The 17223-nt window shown below is 66.0% G+C and carries 11 protein-coding genes, 1 tRNA gene and 1 pseudogene; 8 read left to right on the top strand and 5 right to left on the bottom strand.

Annotation, left to right across the window (positions count from 1 at the left end; translation table 11 throughout):
• Nucleotides 1-431: 431 nt before the first annotated feature.
• A complete protein-coding gene (locus HY058_08855) occupies nt 432-1070 on the top strand; it encodes a DUF1062 domain-containing protein (GenBank protein MBI3497398.1) in 639 nt (212 codons plus the stop codon).
• Nucleotides 1071-1143: 73 nt separating this feature from the next.
• On the opposite strand, the gene HY058_08860 is transcribed toward HY058_08855, so the two are convergent.
• The 4 genes from HY058_08860 to HY058_08875 form a co-directional block, all read right to left on the bottom strand.
• Nucleotides 1144-1220 (bottom strand) — tRNA-Ile (locus HY058_08860).
• Between the two features lie 84 nt (nt 1221-1304).
• Complete coding sequence (gene rpoD, locus HY058_08865; GenBank protein MBI3497399.1) at nt 1305-3278, bottom strand: RNA polymerase sigma factor RpoD; 1974 nt, start codon at nt 3276-3278, stop codon at nt 1305-1307.
• Between the two features lie 459 nt (nt 3279-3737).
• Entirely contained in the window at nt 3738-5678 is a 1941-nt protein-coding gene (locus HY058_08870; protein ID MBI3497400.1) for a DNA primase, read from the bottom strand.
• A gap of 102 nt (nt 5679-5780) precedes the next feature.
• The gene (locus HY058_08875) at nt 5781-6236 is read right to left on the bottom strand and encodes a GatB/YqeY domain-containing protein (GenBank protein MBI3497401.1); all 456 of its coding nucleotides are present in this window, start codon (nt 6234-6236) and stop codon (nt 5781-5783) included.
• 279 nt (nt 6237-6515) lie between these two features.
• Here HY058_08875 and carA point away from each other — a divergent pair, with 279 nt between their 5' ends.
• From carA to greA, 3 genes and pseudogenes are all read left to right on the top strand, one after another.
• Nucleotides 6516-7709, top strand: a complete 1194-nt coding sequence (carA, locus tag HY058_08880; protein MBI3497402.1) for a glutamine-hydrolyzing carbamoyl-phosphate synthase small subunit — start codon at nt 6516-6518, stop codon at nt 7707-7709.
• 163 nt (nt 7710-7872) lie between these two features.
• Nucleotides 7873-10961 (top strand): annotated as a pseudogene (gene carB / locus HY058_08885) (carbamoyl-phosphate synthase large subunit).
• A 157-nt stretch (nt 10962-11118) separates the two neighbouring features.
• Nucleotides 11119-11592, top strand: a complete 474-nt coding sequence (gene greA, locus HY058_08890) for a transcription elongation factor GreA (protein MBI3497403.1) — start codon at nt 11119-11121, stop codon at nt 11590-11592.
• A gap of 33 nt (nt 11593-11625) precedes the next feature.
• Here the strand turns inward: greA and HY058_08895 are convergent, their stop codons facing one another.
• Nucleotides 11626-12135 carry an Lrp/AsnC family transcriptional regulator gene (locus HY058_08895; GenBank protein ID MBI3497404.1) on the bottom strand — a complete coding sequence of 170 codons (510 nt, stop codon included), beginning with the start codon at nt 12133-12135 and terminating at the stop codon, nt 11626-11628.
• A gap of 135 nt (nt 12136-12270) precedes the next feature.
• Between HY058_08895 and HY058_08900 the strand changes: the two genes are divergently transcribed.
• The 4 genes from HY058_08900 to trxB all read left to right on the top strand — a co-directional run bounded on the left by HY058_08900 (nt 12271) and on the right by trxB (nt 17035).
• Nucleotides 12271-13260 (top strand): mitochondrial fission ELM1 family protein, encoded by a 990-nt coding sequence (locus HY058_08900; GenBank protein ID MBI3497405.1) that lies wholly within the window; start codon nt 12271-12273, stop codon nt 13258-13260.
• 33 nt (nt 13261-13293) lie between these two features.
• Nucleotides 13294-15198: a hypothetical protein gene (locus HY058_08905; protein MBI3497406.1), complete on the top strand. Its 1905-nt coding sequence runs from the start codon at nt 13294-13296 to the stop codon at nt 15196-15198.
• A 37-nt stretch (nt 15199-15235) separates the two neighbouring features.
• The gene (locus tag HY058_08910; GenBank protein ID MBI3497407.1) at nt 15236-15961 is read left to right on the top strand and encodes a sulfite exporter TauE/SafE family protein; all 726 of its coding nucleotides are present in this window, start codon (nt 15236-15238) and stop codon (nt 15959-15961) included.
• A gap of 108 nt (nt 15962-16069) precedes the next feature.
• Nucleotides 16070-17035 (top strand): thioredoxin-disulfide reductase, encoded by a 966-nt coding sequence (trxB, locus tag HY058_08915; protein MBI3497408.1) that lies wholly within the window; start codon nt 16070-16072, stop codon nt 17033-17035.
• The last annotated feature ends 188 nt before the right edge of the window (nt 17036-17223 follow it).

A 17223-nucleotide genomic window follows, 5' to 3' on the forward strand; every position in this document is an offset into this window, starting at 1 on the left:
CCTTCCCCGTGCTCGCCACACCGACCCAAACCCAGCGCCGCGCCTTCGATCTGCTCGCCCTCCAACCGACGCTGTAGTCAGGACCCGCAACCAAATGCGAGTCACATCAGCGCCTTGCTCGAAAAATGGGTAAAGTTCGGGCTAAAGAAGCCCGCCTGTCAGTCCATAGGCGGTCTATTTTGCCAGCGTAACTGCCGGTCTCACCAGTTCCACCAGGAAACGCGGCAGCGCCGGAGCGCTGCCGAAGCAACTCATACGAGCTCTTCATGGTGGCGGTCCGAGACCGGTATGGCTTGGCTGGACCGCGACCGGCATCTCCGCCGTTCCGAATCCGATCTCCATCCGCTTCATAGCCCGCCGCCAAACCGCGCCCGTTCGGGCCCTCGATGCCGTCGCCTTGATGAACTTCCCGATGGGAAGGGCAAGGCGGCATGGTCGCTGTTCTACGCGTCCGATGGACGGTCGTTCCTCAACTCGCTCCTCAACCATTGCTGACCTGTAGCCGATGCGGCGAGATCAAATCATTTCGATGCAGCCGAATGATTCGGGTCAACGCCAATGGAAAGCGTCTCGATGCTTGGCTGATCTACAAGTGCACCACGTGTGACAGCACCTGGAACTGGCCTATCTTGGAACGCCGACGCGTCGGCACCGTCGATCCAGCCTTCTTGGTGGCGCTCCAGACAAATGACCCGCAGCTGGTCCGACAGCTCGCTTTTGATGTCACGGCCCTGCGGCGCACGCAGCACCGTGTCCAGGAATTCGCCGAAGTTAAGGTGCGAAAGGAGGTGCTCGAAGGAGAGGTACTGCCGAGATCTCAACTGGAGATCCAGATTGCCGCCCACGAACCGGTCGCCCTTCGTCTAGACCGACTGCTTGCGACCGAGCTGGGCAATCAGTCGCGAGCGCGCATTCATAGTCTGCGGGAGAAAGGGACGCTCGTAGTATCTCCGGACGGACCGCGCGTGCTCAGCAGACCCGCACGCGATTGGATGTGCATCACCATGCACTTATCGAAGGAAAGCGACGGTGACAAGATCGCGAGAGCGGCTGCGGGGCTTTTGCTGTGAAGGCACCTAGTTGCAGGATATGCGTCCGTGTTGCGATATATGCGTCCATTCAGAAGCGCTCGACAGAGGAGCGTGGTGGGCCCGGCAGGACTCGAACCTGCGACAACACCGTTATGAGCGGCGCGTTCTAACCACCTGAACTACGGGCCCGTCCAGGTGTCAGATATCAGGTGTCAGGACCAGACGCCAGATACCCCGATCCTGGCACCTGACATCCGACTCCTGTCCCCTGCCTTACGTGTCGAGGAAGCTGCGGAGCTTGCGGGACCGGCTCGGGTGCTTGAGCTTGCGCAAGGCCTTGGCCTCGATTTGGCGGATGCGCTCGCGGGTGACGGAGAATTGCTGACCCACCTCTTCCAAGGTGTGGTCGGTGTTCATGCCGATGCCAAAGCGCATGCGCAAGACCCGCTCCTCGCGCGCCGTCAGCGAGGCCAGGACCCGGGTGGTGGTCTCGCGGAGATTGGCTTGAATGGCCGCGTCCAAGGGCAGGACCGCGTTCTTGTCCTCGATGAAATCGCCCAGATGGCTGTCTTCCTCGTCGCCGATCGGGGTCTCGAGGCTGATCGGCTCCTTGGCGATCTTCAAGACCTTCCGCACCTTCTCCAAGGGCATACCGAGCTTCTCGGCCAGCTCCTCGGGCGTGGGCTCGCGGCCGATCTCGTGCAGCATCTGGCGGGACGTGCGCACCAGCTTGTTGATGGTCTCGATCATGTGCACGGGAATGCGGATGGTGCGCGCCTGGTCGGCGATCGAGCGGGTGATCGCCTGCCTGATCCACCAGGTGGCGTAGGTCGAGAACTTGTAGCCGCGGCGGTACTCGAACTTGTCCACCGCCTTCATCAGCCCGATGTTGCCTTCCTGGATCAGGTCGAGGAACTGCAGGCCGCGGTTGGTATACTTCTTGGCAATGGAGATCACCAAGCGGAGGTTCGCTTCCACCATCTCCTTCTTCGCCCGGCTCGCCTCGCGCTCGCCCTTCTGCACGGTCTGCACGATGCGGCGGAACTCGGCGATCTGCAGGCCCGCCTCGACGGAGACCTGCGCCACCTGCAGACGGAGCTCGACGACGTCCTTGCCGTGGCGAGCGATGTAGCGCGCCCAGGCTTTGCCCGGCAGCTCGCCCATGCGCTCGATCCAGCCCGGGTCGAGCTCGCTGCCGAAGTAGTTCTTGACGAAGTCCTCGCGCTTGACCTGGCAGCTCTCGGCCAGGCGCAGCATCTTGCCTTCGAGCTGGGTCAGGCGGCGATTGAGGCCGTAGAGCTGGTCCACCAGCTGCTCGATGCGGCCGTTGTTGAGCCGGACGGTCTTCATGAACTCGACCAGCTGGTCGCGCACCTTCTCATAGCGCCGCTCGGTCGAGCGGCTCAGATCCTCGCCCTTCTTCAGCCGCTGGATGCGGCGGTCCTGCATGCGGTGGAGCTGCTTGTAGGTGCTGGCGATGGCGTCGAACTTCTCCAGGATCACCGGCTTCAGCTCGAGCTCCATGGCGGCGAGCGAGATGGCGCTTTCCTCGCCCTCCTCCTCCTCGCTGTCGCCTTCGGGCGGCGGCACCTCGGCCACGGTTTCGGCTTCCGCCTCGGTGCCGGCTTCCACCTCGGCCACCTCGGCCGCACTGGGGCCGCCGCCATAGGTGGCATCCAGATCGATGATGTCGCGCAGCAGCATGCGGCCGTCGTTCAAGGCATCGCGCCAGAGGATGAGTGCCCGGATGGTGAGCGGGCTCTCGCAGATGCCGCCGATCATCATCTCGCGGCCGGCCTCGATGCGCTTGGCGATGGCGATCTCGCCCTCGCGCGACAGGAGCTCGACCGAGCCCATCTCGCGCAGATACATGCGCACGGGGTCGTCGGTGCGGCCGATGTCGTCCTCATCGACATTGCCGATGACCTTGGGCTCGCCCGCTTCCTCGGCCTCCTCGACCGGGGCGGCGTCGTTCGCGGGCTGGGCGGCAGTGTCCTCGCTCTCTTCGGCGTCGACGACGTTGACGCCCATCTCGGAGAGCGACGTCATCACGTCCTCGATCTGCTCGGAGGACATCTGATCGGGCGGGAGAGCGGCATTCAGCTCATCATAGGTGATGTAGCCGCGCTCCTTGCCCCGCTGGAGCATGCGCTTGACGGCAACGCCCATGGTGTCCATGAGCGGGCCATCGGGCGTCTCTTCCCGGGTTGCCGTCTCTTCGGTGTTCGCTGCCGGTTTCGTAGCCATTAATTGTCCTACCCCGTATCCAACGCCCCGTTTCCACCCCCGCTCGGACCGGCGAACCGTTCAAATCGCGGCCCGATGGCCTCGATCAATGCCGCTCGAACGCCGCCGGCGGCGACCAACCTCTCTGCCGCGACGCTTCGCTGCCCCGGCGCCGGACAAGCCGCGCATGGGCTCGATTCATCTCCAAGAACTCTGTTTCAACATCGGCCCCGGTCGATGCGCGCCGGGCCCCACCCCACCCGTCGCGCCGCCCTGCGGACGCGCCAACACCCGCGAAAGAGGTATAACTCACGACCTCATCGCTCGCTAAGCTCGCCCACGCTCAGTGAAAACCCTGGCCCCATCAGGTGGCGCCTTGGGCGGTCGCTGTCAAGATATCTTGAGGGACGAACGGCAAAGTTCTCAGGCAGGTGGCGACCAAATCGGCCTCGAGCAGCGCCCCGCCGCCGCACCTCACCTTCAGTGCAGTACTTTTCCAGAAACAATAAGTTGCTGTGCCTCGGCCAATTGTTGAGCCCGCAGTATTTTTTGCTCTTCCTCAGTATTACTTGAGGCAGGGTTCACAATCATTTCGGTCAACTCTGCGAGCTCTTCTTGGAGAATAGGGACCTGGAGCCTTTGAAACACATCGTTCCAGCCGGCGGCGGCCAGCTCAGTTGCCGCGTCCCGCGCGACGAATTTGAAGTTTCTGAGAAAAGACTTCTCGCTCAATAACTTGATCTCTTCGGCGAGGCCTTCGGCCGAGAGCTCGGCCATGATCGCGTCGGTCGACTGGAGATCGGGAAATGAGTGAATGTCCAAGAGCTTCAGGCGGATTTTCTCGAGCCCCGGATCTTTGAGCGCGACGATGCCCAAGAGTTCGCCCAGCTCGGCCAGCAGCTCTGGGTGATTGATCAAGGTGAAGATCAGGACCTGCTCTTGGCGGGTTTGATAGACGGTGAGGTCGTTGCGGGCCCCCTGGCCCTCTCTCAGCGCCTGGTCGACATAGGCTGTGATGTTCTTGTTGCCGAATCGCCGCCAGCGCCTGGCGGAGCGCTGATCGGTGCGGCCATCGCCATAGGCAAGCTCGACGATGCGCCTGACGACGTTTCGATCGGTGACGAAGGCGCTCGCCGAATGGGGGCCCGTCTCCTCGCCGAAGGCGGCACGCGCCCGGCCGATGAAGTCGCGCCGGTAAAGGTTGCGGATCTCGGGATCCTCGATTCGCGCCAGCAGCGCGCGAATGGTGTGCTGGAACTTGGCGCGCCGTTCCGGCGTGTTCACCGGTTGGGCCTCGGCCCAATATTGCTGCCACAGCGTCTCGACCAGCGGGCGGGCGCCGCCGATCAGCTGACGGACCGCCTCCGGCCCGGCCTTGCGCACCAGCGTGTCGGGATCCTCGCCCTTGGGCAGGCTCAGGAACCGGAGCGACTTCCCCGGCGCCAAGAGCGAGAGCGCCCGATCCGCCGCGCGCGCGGCCGCGCGCTCGCCGGCGGCATCGCCGTCGAAGCAGAGCACCGGTTCCGGCGCCAACCGCCAGAGCTCAGCCAGCTGATCCTCGGTCAAGGCCGTGCCGAGAGGAGCGACCGCCTCAACGATCCCCGCTTGGAACAGCGCGATCACGTCCATGTAGCCCTCGACGACCAGCACCTCCCCGGTCTTGAGCGCGGCCTCGCGGGCGTGCGCGTAGCCATAGAGCATGCGCCCCTTGTGGAAGAGGGGCGAGTCGGGAGAGTTCAGATATTTGGGCTGACCGTCGCTCAAGATGCGGCCGCCGAAGGCGACGACCCGGCCGCGGCGATCGGTGATCGCGAACATGACCCGGTCGCGGAAATAGTCGAAGGGCTCGCGCCCGTCCTCCGGCTGCTTCAACAGGCCGGCCGCCACCATCTGCGTCTCTTCCACACCCTGGCGTTTCAGCTCGGTCTTGAGCTGGCCGGGGTTGGCGGGCGCATAGCCCAAGCGGAAGCGCTGGATGGTGGCCTCATCGAGGCCGCGGCGCTTCAGATACTCCATGGCGGCACGGCCGCCCGGCATGCGCAATTGCTTCTCGTAAAAGGCCGCGGCGGCCTCGACGATGGTTTGCAGCGAGGTCTCGCGCTGGCGGCGTTCGCGATCGCCCGGCGCTTCCTCTGGCAAGGCAAGACCGGCCTCCGCCGCCAGGCGCTCGACCGCGTCCCGGAACGCCAGGCCCTCGGTTCCCATGACGAAGCTGATGGCATCGCCATGGGCGCCGCAGCCGAAGCAATGATAGAAGCCCTTGTCCTCATTGAGGGTGAATGAGGGCGTCTTCTCGTTGTGGAAGGGGCAGAGGCCGGTGTGCTCGCGGCCGCGGCGGGTGAGCTTGACCCGGCGCCCGACCAGTGCTGCCAACGACACCCTGGATCTGAGCTCATCCAGGAATTCGGCCGGAAGGCTCATCGATTCCGTCCGATGCTTGTTCCGTTGATCTCGCCTCGCTCGGCGGGAGACGAAAAACCAAGCTAGGCCAACGTCGCGTTCGTGGGAAGCGGGCAGGCCACCTCAGCCAAGCGCCTTCCGCAAGATGCCGCTGGCCTTGGAGAGATCCATTTGCCCGGCATAGCGCTCCTTCAGGAGGGCCATGCAGCGGCCGATGTCCTTGACCGTCTTGGCCCCGATTTCGGCCACCACGGCCTCCACCGCGCGGCCGATCTCCGCCTCGTCCATCTGGCGCGGCAGGAATCCCTCGATGATGCGGATCTCCTCCTCTTCCTTGTCCACCAGATCTTGCCGGCCACCTTGCTGGAACAGCGGAATCGCCTCGCGGCGCTGCTTGATCATGCCTTGCAGCATGGCGTTGATCTCGTCTTCGCCGATTCCCTCGCTCACCCCCTTGGGGCGGGCGGCGATGTCGCGATCCTTGAGCTGCGCCAAGATCATACGGATGGTCGAGACGGCCCGTTCCGCGCGTGCCTTCATCGCTTCTTTGAGAGCCTCGCTCAGACGCTTGCGCAACATTCTCCGGACCTCGCGGCAATCATTGGGAAACTTTACGATAAGGCGGGCCCGCCGCACGCTGGGAGAATTTCCCAACGCGCTGAAATTGAACACAATATCTGCAAGCCGATGACTTGACGGGCACAAGCAGTTTGCATATTTAGACAGCGCTTTTCGCCGCGCAAGCTCAGAACTCCCTGGGACCCGTGACCCGTGCGTCCCCCGCAGGCATAGCGGGATGTGCGGGTTCGCGCTTGCCCGATAGGTTCCGGGCAACCGGGCGCCCCCCGAGGATCGATGATGGCCGAGACTCAAACCTTGACGCCGCCCACCGCCGGACCACCCGGCGCCACGGCGGCCTTGGTGCTGGCCGACGGCACGGTCTTCTGGGGCAAAGGTGTGGGCGCCACCGGAACGGCGGTGGGCGAAGTCTGCTTCAACACCTCGATGACCGGCTACCAGGAGATCCTGACCGATCCCTCCTATGCCGGTCAGATCATCACCTTCACCTTCCCGCATATCGGCAATGTCGGCGCCAATCCGGCCGACATTGAGTCGGCGACACCCGCCGCGCGCGGCCTCGTCATCCGCGCCGACATCACCGAGCCCGCCAACTACCGCGCCGGCCGGCATCTGGACGACTGGCTCAAATCCGCGGGCCTCGTCGGCATCGCCGGCATCGACACCCGCCAGCTCACCAGGCGCATTCGCGATCTGGGCGCGCCCACCGGCGCGCTTTGCCATGGCCAGGCCGGGCGCCTCGACGTGACCGGCCTCCAAGCCGAAGCGGCATCCTGGCCGGGGCTCGAAGGCATGGACTTGGCCATCGAGGTCTCCTGCCGGCAATCCTACAAATGGGACGAGACCACCTGGGCCTTCGCGCCCGACGGCTATGGGCGGCTTTCCGAGCCCCGCTATCACGTCGTGGCGGTCGACTATGGCGCCAAACGCAACATCCTGCGCTGCCTGGCTGCGTCCGGCTGCCGGGTGACCGTGGTTCCGGCCACATCCAGCGCTGACGACATCCTCGCCCACAAGCCCGATGGCGTCTTCCTTGCGAACGGCCCCGGCGATCCGGCTGCGACCGGGCGCTATGCCGTCCCGGTCATCCAGGACCTGCTCGGCACGGGCGTGCCGATCTTCGGCATCTGCCTCGGCCATCAGATGCTGGCGCTGGCGCTCGGCGGCCGCACGCGCAAGATGGCGAAGGGCCATCGCGGCGCCAACCATCCGGTCAAGGATCTCGCCACCGGCAAGGTCGAGATCACCAGCCAGAACCACGGCTTCGTGGTCTTGCCGGAGACGCTGCCGGATGAGGCCGAGGTGAGCCACGTCTCGCTGTTCGACGGCTCGAACGAAGGCTTCCGGCTCAAGGACCGGCCGGTCTTCTCCGTGCAGTACCATCCGGAAGCCTCGCCCGGGCCGATGGACAGCCACTATCTCTTCGACCGCTTCGTCGGCTTGATGGACGCCAGCAAAGCGGGCAAGCGGTGAGCGTGGTGAGGATCATTGTCGCGCGGGGTTGCGTTCTTTCCCCCGCCCCCCTTGCGGGGGCGGGCTGGGTCGTCGCGAGCATCCGCGATGCGCTTGTTGTTCCCCCCTCCCCAACCCTCCCCCGCAAGGGGGGAGGGAGTAGGAATTAGGCACCCAACCCTCCATGCCGAAGCGCACCGACATCAAGAGCATTCTCATCATAGGCGCCGGACCGATCGTCATCGGCCAGGCCTGCGAGTTCGACTATTCCGGCGCGCAGGCCTGCAAGGCCTTGAAGAGCGAGGGCTACCGGGTGGTGCTGGTCAATTCCAATCCGGCCACGATCATGACCGATCCGGGGCTGGCGGATGCGACCTATATCGAGCCGATCACCCCCGACATGGTGGCGAAGGTAATCGCCCGGGAGCGCCCGGATGCGCTGTTGCCCACCATGGGCGGACAGACCGCGCTCAACACGGCGATGGCGCTCGCCGACAACGGCACGCTGGAGCGCTACGGCGTCGAGCTCATCGGCGCCAAGCGCGAGGCGATCGCGAAGGCCGAGGACCGCCTCAAGTTCCGCGAGGCCATGGCGGGGATCGGGCTCGAGAGCCCGCGCTCGAGGCTGGTGAAAAGCCTGGATGAAGCGCTGGCGGCAATCGATGAGGTCGGGCTGCCGATGGTCATCCGCCCGTCCTTCACCTTGGGCGGCTTGGGCGGCGGCATCGCCTACAACCGCGAGGAGGTGGAGCGGGTCGTCGGCAACGGACTCAGGATGTCGCCGGTGCACGAGGTGCTGGTGGAAGAATCGGTGCTCGGCTGGAAAGAGTTCGAGATGGAGGTGGTGCGCGACCGGGCGGACAACTGCATCATCATCTGCTCGATCGAGAATGTGGACCCCATGGGCATCCATACCGGCGACTCGATCACGGTGGCGCCGGCGCTGACCTTGACCGACAAGGAATACCAGCCAAGATCGCGGCCAAGCTCGCGGTCGGTTACACCCTGGACGAGCTCGACAACGACATCACCAAGGTGACGCCGGCCTCCTTCGAGCCGACCATCGACTACGTCGTCACCAAGATGCCGCGGTTCACCTTCGAGAAGTTCCCCGGCGCCTCGCCCCTGCTCACCACCTCGATGAAGTCGGTGGGCGAGGCGATGTCGATCGGCCGCAGCTTCCAGGAATCCCTGCAGAAGGCGCTGCGCTCGATGGAGACCGGCCTCTCCGGCCTGAACGAGGTGGAGATCCCGGGTGCCGCTCCCGGCGGCGCCGATCTCGACCGCCGGGCGGTGATCAAGGCGCTGAGCGAGCCGACGCCGGACCGGCTCCTGCGCATCGCCCAGGCGTTCCGGCTCGGGCTCGGCATCGAGGAGGTGCACTCCGCCTGCCGCTACGATCACTGGTTTCTCCGCCAGATCGCCGAGCTGGTGGCCGCCGAGGCGCGCATCCGCGCCGAAGGATTGCCCGGCGACCGCGCCGGCCTCATGGACCTCAAGCGCATGGGCTTCTCGGATGCGAGGCTGGGCGAGCTCACCGATCTGGAAGAGGCCGCCGTCGCCCGCCGCCGAAACGAACTCGACGTGCATCCCGTCTACAAGCGCATCGACACCTGCGCCGCCGAGTTCCCCTCGAGCACGCCCTACATGTATTCCACCTATGAGGGCGAACCTTCGACGCCGCGCGAATGCGAGAGCGAGCCCAGCGATCGCCGCAAGGTGGTGATCCTCGGCGGCGGCCCCAACCGCATCGGCCAGGGCATCGAGTTCGACTATTGCTGCGTGCACGCGGCCTATGCGCTGAAAGACGCCGGGTTGGAGACCATCATGGTCAACTGCAACCCGGAGACGGTGTCGACCGACTACGACACCTCCGACCGGCTCTACTTCGAGCCGCTCACCGCCGAGGACGTGATCGAGCTCGTGCGCACGGAATCGAAGGCGGGCACCCTTGCCGGCCTCATCGTGCAGTTCGGCGGCCAGACCCCGCTCAAGCTCGCCAGCGCGCTCGAGGCGGCGGGCATTCCCATTCTCGGCACCTCGCCCGATGCCATCGATCTCGCCGAAGACCGCAAGCGCTTCCAGGGGCTGCTGATCCGGCTCGGCTTGCGGCAGCCGACCAACGGCACCGCCTTCACCGTCGAGGAGGCGGAAGCAGTCGCGGGCGCCATCGGCTATCCCGTCGTCATCCGCCCCTCCTATGTGCTGGGCGGCCGCGCCATGGAGATCGTGCATGAGGTGGGCCAGCTCCGCCGCTATATGCGCGAAGCCATCCGCACCTGGGGCAAGAACCCGATCCTGATCGACAGCTTCCTCAAGAACGCCTACGAGGTGGATGTCGACGCCATCGCCGATCGCCACGATGTGTTCATCGCCGGCGTCATGGAGCACATCGAAGAGGCCGGCATCCACTCCGGCGATTCCGCCTGCTCCCTGCCGCCGCAATCCTTACCCAAGCCGGTCGTCGAAGAGATCCGCCGGCAGACGGCCGTGCTCGCCCGGGCGCTCGACGTCGTCGGCCTCATGAACGTGCAGTTCGCGGTCAAGGACGGCGAGGTCTACATCCTCGAGGTGAACCCGCGGGCGAGCCGGACGGTGCCGTTCGTGGCGAAGGCGACGGGTGTCGCCATCGCCAAGGTCGCCGCCCGGGTCATGGCCGGAGAGAAGCTGGCGTCGTTCAAGCTCCCCACCGGCGATCCTGCCCACGTCGCGGTGAAGGAGGCGGTGTTTCCCTTCGCGCGCTTCCCCGGCACCGACATCATTCTCGGCCCGGAGATGAAATCGACCGGCGAGGTCATGGGCATCGACACCAATTTCGAGAAAGCGTTCCTCAAGTCGCAAATCGCCAGCGGCACCATGCTGCCGGATTTCGGCACCGTGTTCGTTTCGGTGAAGGACACCGACAAGCCTCGGGTCGAGCCCTTGTGCCGCGAGCTCTTGGCGATGGGCTTCAAGCTGCTCGCGACCAAGGGCACGGCCGAGTATCTCCGCCTTGCCGGACTACCGGTCGCGCGCGTCAACAAGGTCCTGGAAGGTCGGCCGCATGTGGTCGACAACATGATCAGCGGTCATGTGGCGCTGGTGTTCAACACCACCGAGGGGGTGCAGGCCATCGCCGATAGTTTCGACTTGCGCCAGGCCGCGCTGACGTACAACATTCCTTACTACACGACTATTGAGGGTGCGCGTGCCGCTGTTCGCGGCATCCGCGCCCTCAAGGTCGGGCAGCTTGACGTAGCGCCCCTGCAATCCTACGTGAGCGGTTCGTTCTGATACCGCTACCGCTCTCCTAGGCTGGAGCGGTGCGAGGGCGGCCATGGCGGCCGCCGGAAAGTTAGGGAGTGGAACGGATAAATGGCCGTCGATCTACGAGCTGCCTTGACCCGCCCAGCCGCGCCTCGCGGCGGAGAATTATCCGGGGCGTGAGATGATGGAACGTATCCCCATGACGCTCGGCAGCTACGATCGGCTGCAGGAGGAGCTGAGGCATCTGAAGCAGGTCGAGCGTCCGTCGATCATTCGCCAGATCGCCGAGGCCCGCGACCACGGCGACATCTCAGAGAACGCCGAATACCACGCCGCACGGGAGCGCCAAAGCTTCATCGAGGGCCGCGTGGTCGAGCTCGAGGACAAGCTGCGTCGCGCCGAGGTCATCGACGTCTCGAAGCTGTCGGGCAAGACCGTCACCTTCGGGGCGACGGTGACGCTCGAAGACGAGGACAGCGAGGAGCGGGTCAAGTACCAGATCGTCGGCACCGACGAGAGCGATATCGCCCAGGGCCTGCTGTCGATCACTTCGCCCCTGGCCCGGGCGCTCATCGGCAAGAGCGTCGGCGATGCGGTCGAGGTCTCGACGCCGCGGGGTTCCAAGTCCTACGAGATCGTGCGCGTCAAGTTCGCCTGACGCTCCGGGCGCGGCATCACCAAAATCGAATGATCAGTCCGAGGCGGCTTTGCTCGGCCGCTCGCTTTCCGGCTCGTCGATGGGCACGCCCGGGGCGTATTTGGATACCCTGACCGTGGGCAGCGACTTCACGTGGCTCACGTTCTTGGCGGCGGTGAGCTTGGTCGTCAAGAAGCGCTGATAGCTGTCCCAATCCTCGGCGACGACCTTCAGCAGAAAATCGGAATCGCCGGCCAGCATGTGGCACTCGCGCACCAGGGGCCAGCTCCGGACCAGGGTCTCGAAGGCAACGAGATCGGGCTCGGCCTGGCTCGACAGCCCGACAAGGGCATAGCCGGTGAAGCCGAATCCCAGCATCTCCGGCGACAGCTCGGCGTGGTAGCCGCGCACATAGCCGGCCTCCTCCAGCGCGCGCACGCGCCTGAGGCAAGGCGGCGCCGAGATGCCGGCGCGCTTGGCCAGGTCGACATTGGTCATGCGACCGTCGGTCTGCAGGTCGCGCAATATCTTCCGATCGATTCGGTCGAGCTTGACCCGTCGCATCTTTACCCCCAGACACGCTCCCTTGCGCGAAAGGATATATTAACTAGGGTGCACAAGCGCAACATTATTACAGAATACCCCGTGTCGGCCGCCCTTGCTTCCCGACCGGACGCTCTTCCTCCAGTCTCGCCCGCCATGGACTTGAGCCAGCTTTCGGCCTGGATCGTCGGCGACGGCACCGTCGGCATGGAAGCCCAGAGTCTCGGGCTCGCCCGGGCCATTGGGCTCCAGCCGGCGCTGAAGCGCATCCGGGTGAGGGCGCCCTGGCGCTTCCTGCCGCCCTCGCTGTGGCTCGACCCTCTCGGCCGCCTCCAGGCGGACGGGGATCGTCTGGAACCGCCTTGGCCCGAGGTGGTGATCGGCACCGGTCGGCAAGCGGCCGCCCTGTCGCTTGCCATCCAGCGCGCCAGCGCCGGACGCTGCTTCACCGTGCAGATGCACGATCCGAAGCTGCCGCCCGAGCGCTTCGGCGTGGTGGTGGCTCCCGAGCATGACCGGTTGCGCGGCCCCAATGTGGTCGTCGTCACCGGCTCGATGCACGGCGTTACCGCACCGGTCCTGGAGGCGGCCGCCGATCGCTTTCGCGCCGGCTTCGCCCCGCTGCCCCGTCCGCTCGTGGCAGTGCTCGTCGGCGGCAGCAACGGACGCTACCGTCTCGATCCCCCGACCACGCGCCGCCTCGCCCAGGATCTCATCGGCTTGCAGCGCCAAGGTTACGGCATCGCGCTGACACCCTCCAGGCGCACCGGCGAGGCGAACGAGATCGCGCTCAGAGAAACGCTTGCCGGAAGCGGTGCCTTCATCTGGGACGGCAGCGGCGAGAACCCCTATTTCGGCCTGCTGGCGCTCGCCGATGCGATCTTGGTGACGGCCGATTCGGTCAACATGGTGAGCGAGGCGCTGGCGACGGGAAAGCCGGTGCATGTGCTCGACCTGCCGGGCAGGCCCGGCAAGTTCCAGCGCTTCCATCAGAGCCTGGTCGAGCGCGGCTTGACGCGCCCGTTCCGGGGCCGGATCGAGACCTGGACCTACCCGCCGCCCGACGAGACGGCGCGGGTCGCCGCCTTGGTGCGCGAACGCATCCTCAGCCATTTCGCGCAGCAGCGGCCCGGGCTCGCCGATTGAGTTTTGGCCTTGAGGGCCGTATGAACCTCGGCCATGGCATTGGCGATCGAAACCTTCAGCAATCAGACCGGCGGCTCGAGCCTATTCAAGGCTCTCGGACATCCGCTCGCCCGCGCACCCTTGGAGGAGCTGGCTCGGCGGCTCGCCCGCTCCGGCCCGGTCGCGGTCTACGATCCTCAGGGCTTCGCCAAGAGCTTCGCCGCGCTTTACGATCTTTCCAAGCTCGAGCTCGCCGGCGCCTATGTGCAGTCGGTCGAGCAGCTGGGCCAGAGCGTGCTCGGGCACCAGGTGCAGCCGGTGACCGATCTCTCCGGCGCCAAGGCGGCGAGCGTGCTCATCGCCGCCTTCGATGCCGAGCGCGCGCTGGCCCAGATCCGTCATCTCGTTCCGAGCGGCGCCCGGGTCGAGAGCTTCGATGCGGGCCGACTGCCGGACCCGCTCCTCGGCAATCGGCGGCACTATCTCGACCCGCTCAACTTCGCCACCAACCTCGCCTTCTTCCGCGACGGCGACGGCCATCGCACCCGCCTCGTCACCGCCAACTACTGGTCGGGCTATGGCGCCCGCGGCGCGCGTCTCTGGCTCATGCTGCTGGACGATGCCGGCAAGCCGCTGGCGGAATGGACCGAGACCCTCGCCGACGCTCCCCAGAGCATCGTCATCGACAGCAAGTCCGTCCGCGAGCGCTTCGGCCTCGCACCCTTCACCGGGCAGCTCTTCATGCATGTCATCGGCGCCGCCGGCCACGACGTGGTCAAGTACGCGCTCGACACCTTGGGTGAGGATCCGGCACTCTTGTCCTGCACCCACGACGCCAACGCCTGGCCGGCGGATTTCTACGCCGGCCTGCCGGCCCCGGCGGCAGGCGAGCGTGTCTGGCTGTGGCTGCAGAATGCCCATCCCTGCCCGATCCCCGCCGGCGCCATCGGCCTCAATCAAATGGGGCGCGACGAGGGGCGGTCGATCGATACCGCCGTCCCCGGGTTCGGCACGCTTGCGGTCGATGTCGCCGACATCCTGCCCGGGCTCGCCTGGCCTCAGCAGATCGAGATCCGGGCCGGCCGCCACATCGTCAGGCCCCGTTACGAGGTCGAAGGCAAATCCGGCCGTCGCCGCATCGCCCACGCCAATGTCGAGCGCGTCGACCTCAAGCCCGACCCGCGCCTTCCCGAGCTGGCGAACCTCTTCGGCAAGGGCTTCATCCTGCCGGCGCCGATCCTGCCGCCCGGACGCTGGCGCACGCTGGTGCAGCCGACGCCGATGGCGACCACGCAGTTGGAGCTGCCGATCCAGCTCTTGGTGATCGATGCCGACGGACGCGAGCTCGCCCGCAAGGGGCTGGGTCGCGTCAAGCGCGATGCCGGCCTCGCCGTCGATGTGGACGAGCTCTTGGCCGGGACCCGGCTCGGTACCCCATGGGGCCATGTCGAGCTTATCTATGATTTCTCCGCCGGCGGCGAAGCCGATGGCTGGCTGCACGGACTGTTCCGCTACCAGGATCGCCGGAACGGCCACGCCGCCGATACCAGCTTCGGCAGCCATATGTTCAACACGGTGCTGACCTACAAGGGCGAGCCGCAGAGCTACGCCGGCCGGCCGCCCGGCCTGTCGACACGTCTCTTCCTCCGCTTGGGGCCGGCGCCGCTCGACACGATCTGCCACCTCATCTACCCCGCGAGCACCCCCTGGCACGCTGAGTCGGCCACCGAGCTGGTGCTGACCTCCGCCAAGGGCGAGACGATCGCCAGCCGGCACATCGCCATTCCCTGCGGCGGCAGCCGTCACTGGAGCTATCGCGAGACCTTCGGCGGGAGCGAACGCGACCGGGCTGGCCCGGATGCTTATGTGGTCGTGCGCGACCAAACCTGCCGGCTGTTCGGCTATCATGGTCTCGTCGGCGCGGAGGCCTTCAGCCTCGACCACATGTTCGGCTTCTAGCACCGCCCGCCCGCCGCAGCCCGCCCCCCCCCGCATCATGACGCTCTTTGCGCTGGCACTCATCGCCCTCGGCGCGCTCGTCGCCTGCTTCGTCTCCGGCTTATCGGGATTCGCCTTCGGCATGGTGTCGGTCGCCTTCTGGCTGCATGTGATCGAGCCCGCTGCCTTGGCTCCCCTGGTCGCGGCCTGCTCGCTCATCGTCCAAGGCTACTCCTTGGGCACGATCCGGCGCGGCTTCGAGCTTGGGCGGTTATCGCCATTCATTCTCGGCGGCGCCTTCGGCGTGCCGGTCGGCATCGCGCTCTTGGGCAGCCTCGACCACGGCTTGTTCCGCACCCTCGTCGGCGGCTTTCTCGTCCTCTATGCGACGACCATGCTCCTCGTCCGCACGCGTCCCCGGATCACCGCCGGAGGCCGGATCGCCGATGCGGTCTGCGGCTTTACCGGCGGGCTCATGGGCGGGTTCGCCGGTTTGCCCGGTCCGCCGCCGACGATCTGGACAGCGCTCAGGGGCCGGAGCCGGGATGAGCAACGCGGCGTCTTCCAACCCTTCAACGCCGCCATGCATGTCTTCGCCCTCGGCGGCTTCGCGAGCCAAGGCCTCCTCAATGCGGCCGTGGGCATCCTGGTGCTGATCTGCCTGCCGGCGGTCTTCGCCGGCGCCTGGCTCGGCTTGCGGCTCTACGACCGGGTCGACGATGCGCAATTCCGCCGAATCGTCCTAATCCTGCTGCTGATCTCCGGCCTGACGCTGGTGCTTTAGGGCCGGCAGTCCCGCAATTGCCGCTCTGGCGGTCGCCTCGTTGCACCTCCGATACCGGCCGCCTATGTTTAGGCCTCGGTTCCTTTCGAATCCTCCCCGCGAGCCCTCATGGCCAATCACCACAGCAGAGTCCTCATCATCGGTGCCGGTCCCGCCGGCTATACCGCGGCCATCTATGCGGCCCGGGCCAATCTGAAGCCGATCCTGGTGCAGGGCTTGCAGCCCGGCGGTCAGCTCACCATCACCACGGACGTGGAAAACTATCCGGGCTTCGCCGAGGTGATCCAGGGCCCGTGGCTCATGGAGCAGATGGCCAAGCAGGCCGAGCATGTGGGCACGCGGCTCATCTTCGACACCATCGTCTCGTGCGATCTCGCCCAGGCGCCGTTCCGCGCCGTCGGCGATTCCGGCGATCACTACACGGGCGACGCGCTCATCATCTGCACCGGCGCGCAGGCGCGCTGGCTGGGTCTCCCCAGCGAGAAGAAGTTCCAAGGCTTCGGCGTGTCGGCCTGCGCCACCTGCGACGGCTTCTTCTTCCGCGGCAAGGACGTCGCCATCGTCGGCGGCGGCAACACCGCGGTCGAAGAGGCGCTCTACCTCACCAACTTCGCCAACTCGGTCGTCCTCATCCATCGCCGCGAGCGTCTGCGCGCGGAGAAGATCCTGCAGGACCGGCTCTTTGCCCATCCCAAGATCACCGTGCAATGGAACAGCGTCATCGAAGAGGTGCTGGGCACCGAGACGCCGCTCGGCGTCACCGGCATCAGGATCGGCGACCTCAAGAGCGGCCGCTCCAGCGCGCTCGCGGTGCACGGGCTCTTCATCGCCATCGGCCATGACCCCTCGACGCAGCTCTTCAAGGGCACGCTCGACATGGACGAGGGCGGCTATATCCTGACCCGCCCCGACTCGACCGCCACGCAGATTCCCGGCGTCTTCGCCGCCGGCGACGTCAAGGATAAGATCTTCCGCCAGGCCGTCACTGCCGCCGGCATGGGCTGCATGGCCGCGCTCGAAGCCGAGAAATTCCTCGCCGCGCAGGAATTCGGCGGCCTCATGGCCGCGCAATAGTCGCTCGTCTCCATTTCCTGTCGGGGTTGGACCTTCTCCAGGGGGTGGACTTTGGGAGGGGGTGATCCTCACCCCCTCCCCAAACCCTCCCCCCGGGGGTGGACTTTGGGAGGGGGTGATCCTCACCCCCTACCCAAACCCTCCCCTGAGGGGAGCCTGCCCGAGGGGCCGCAATGATGGACTGGGAT

The organism is Pseudomonadota bacterium (assembly GCA_016195085.1).
Lineage (GTDB): Bacteria > Pseudomonadota > Alphaproteobacteria > SHVZ01 > SHVZ01 > JACQAG01.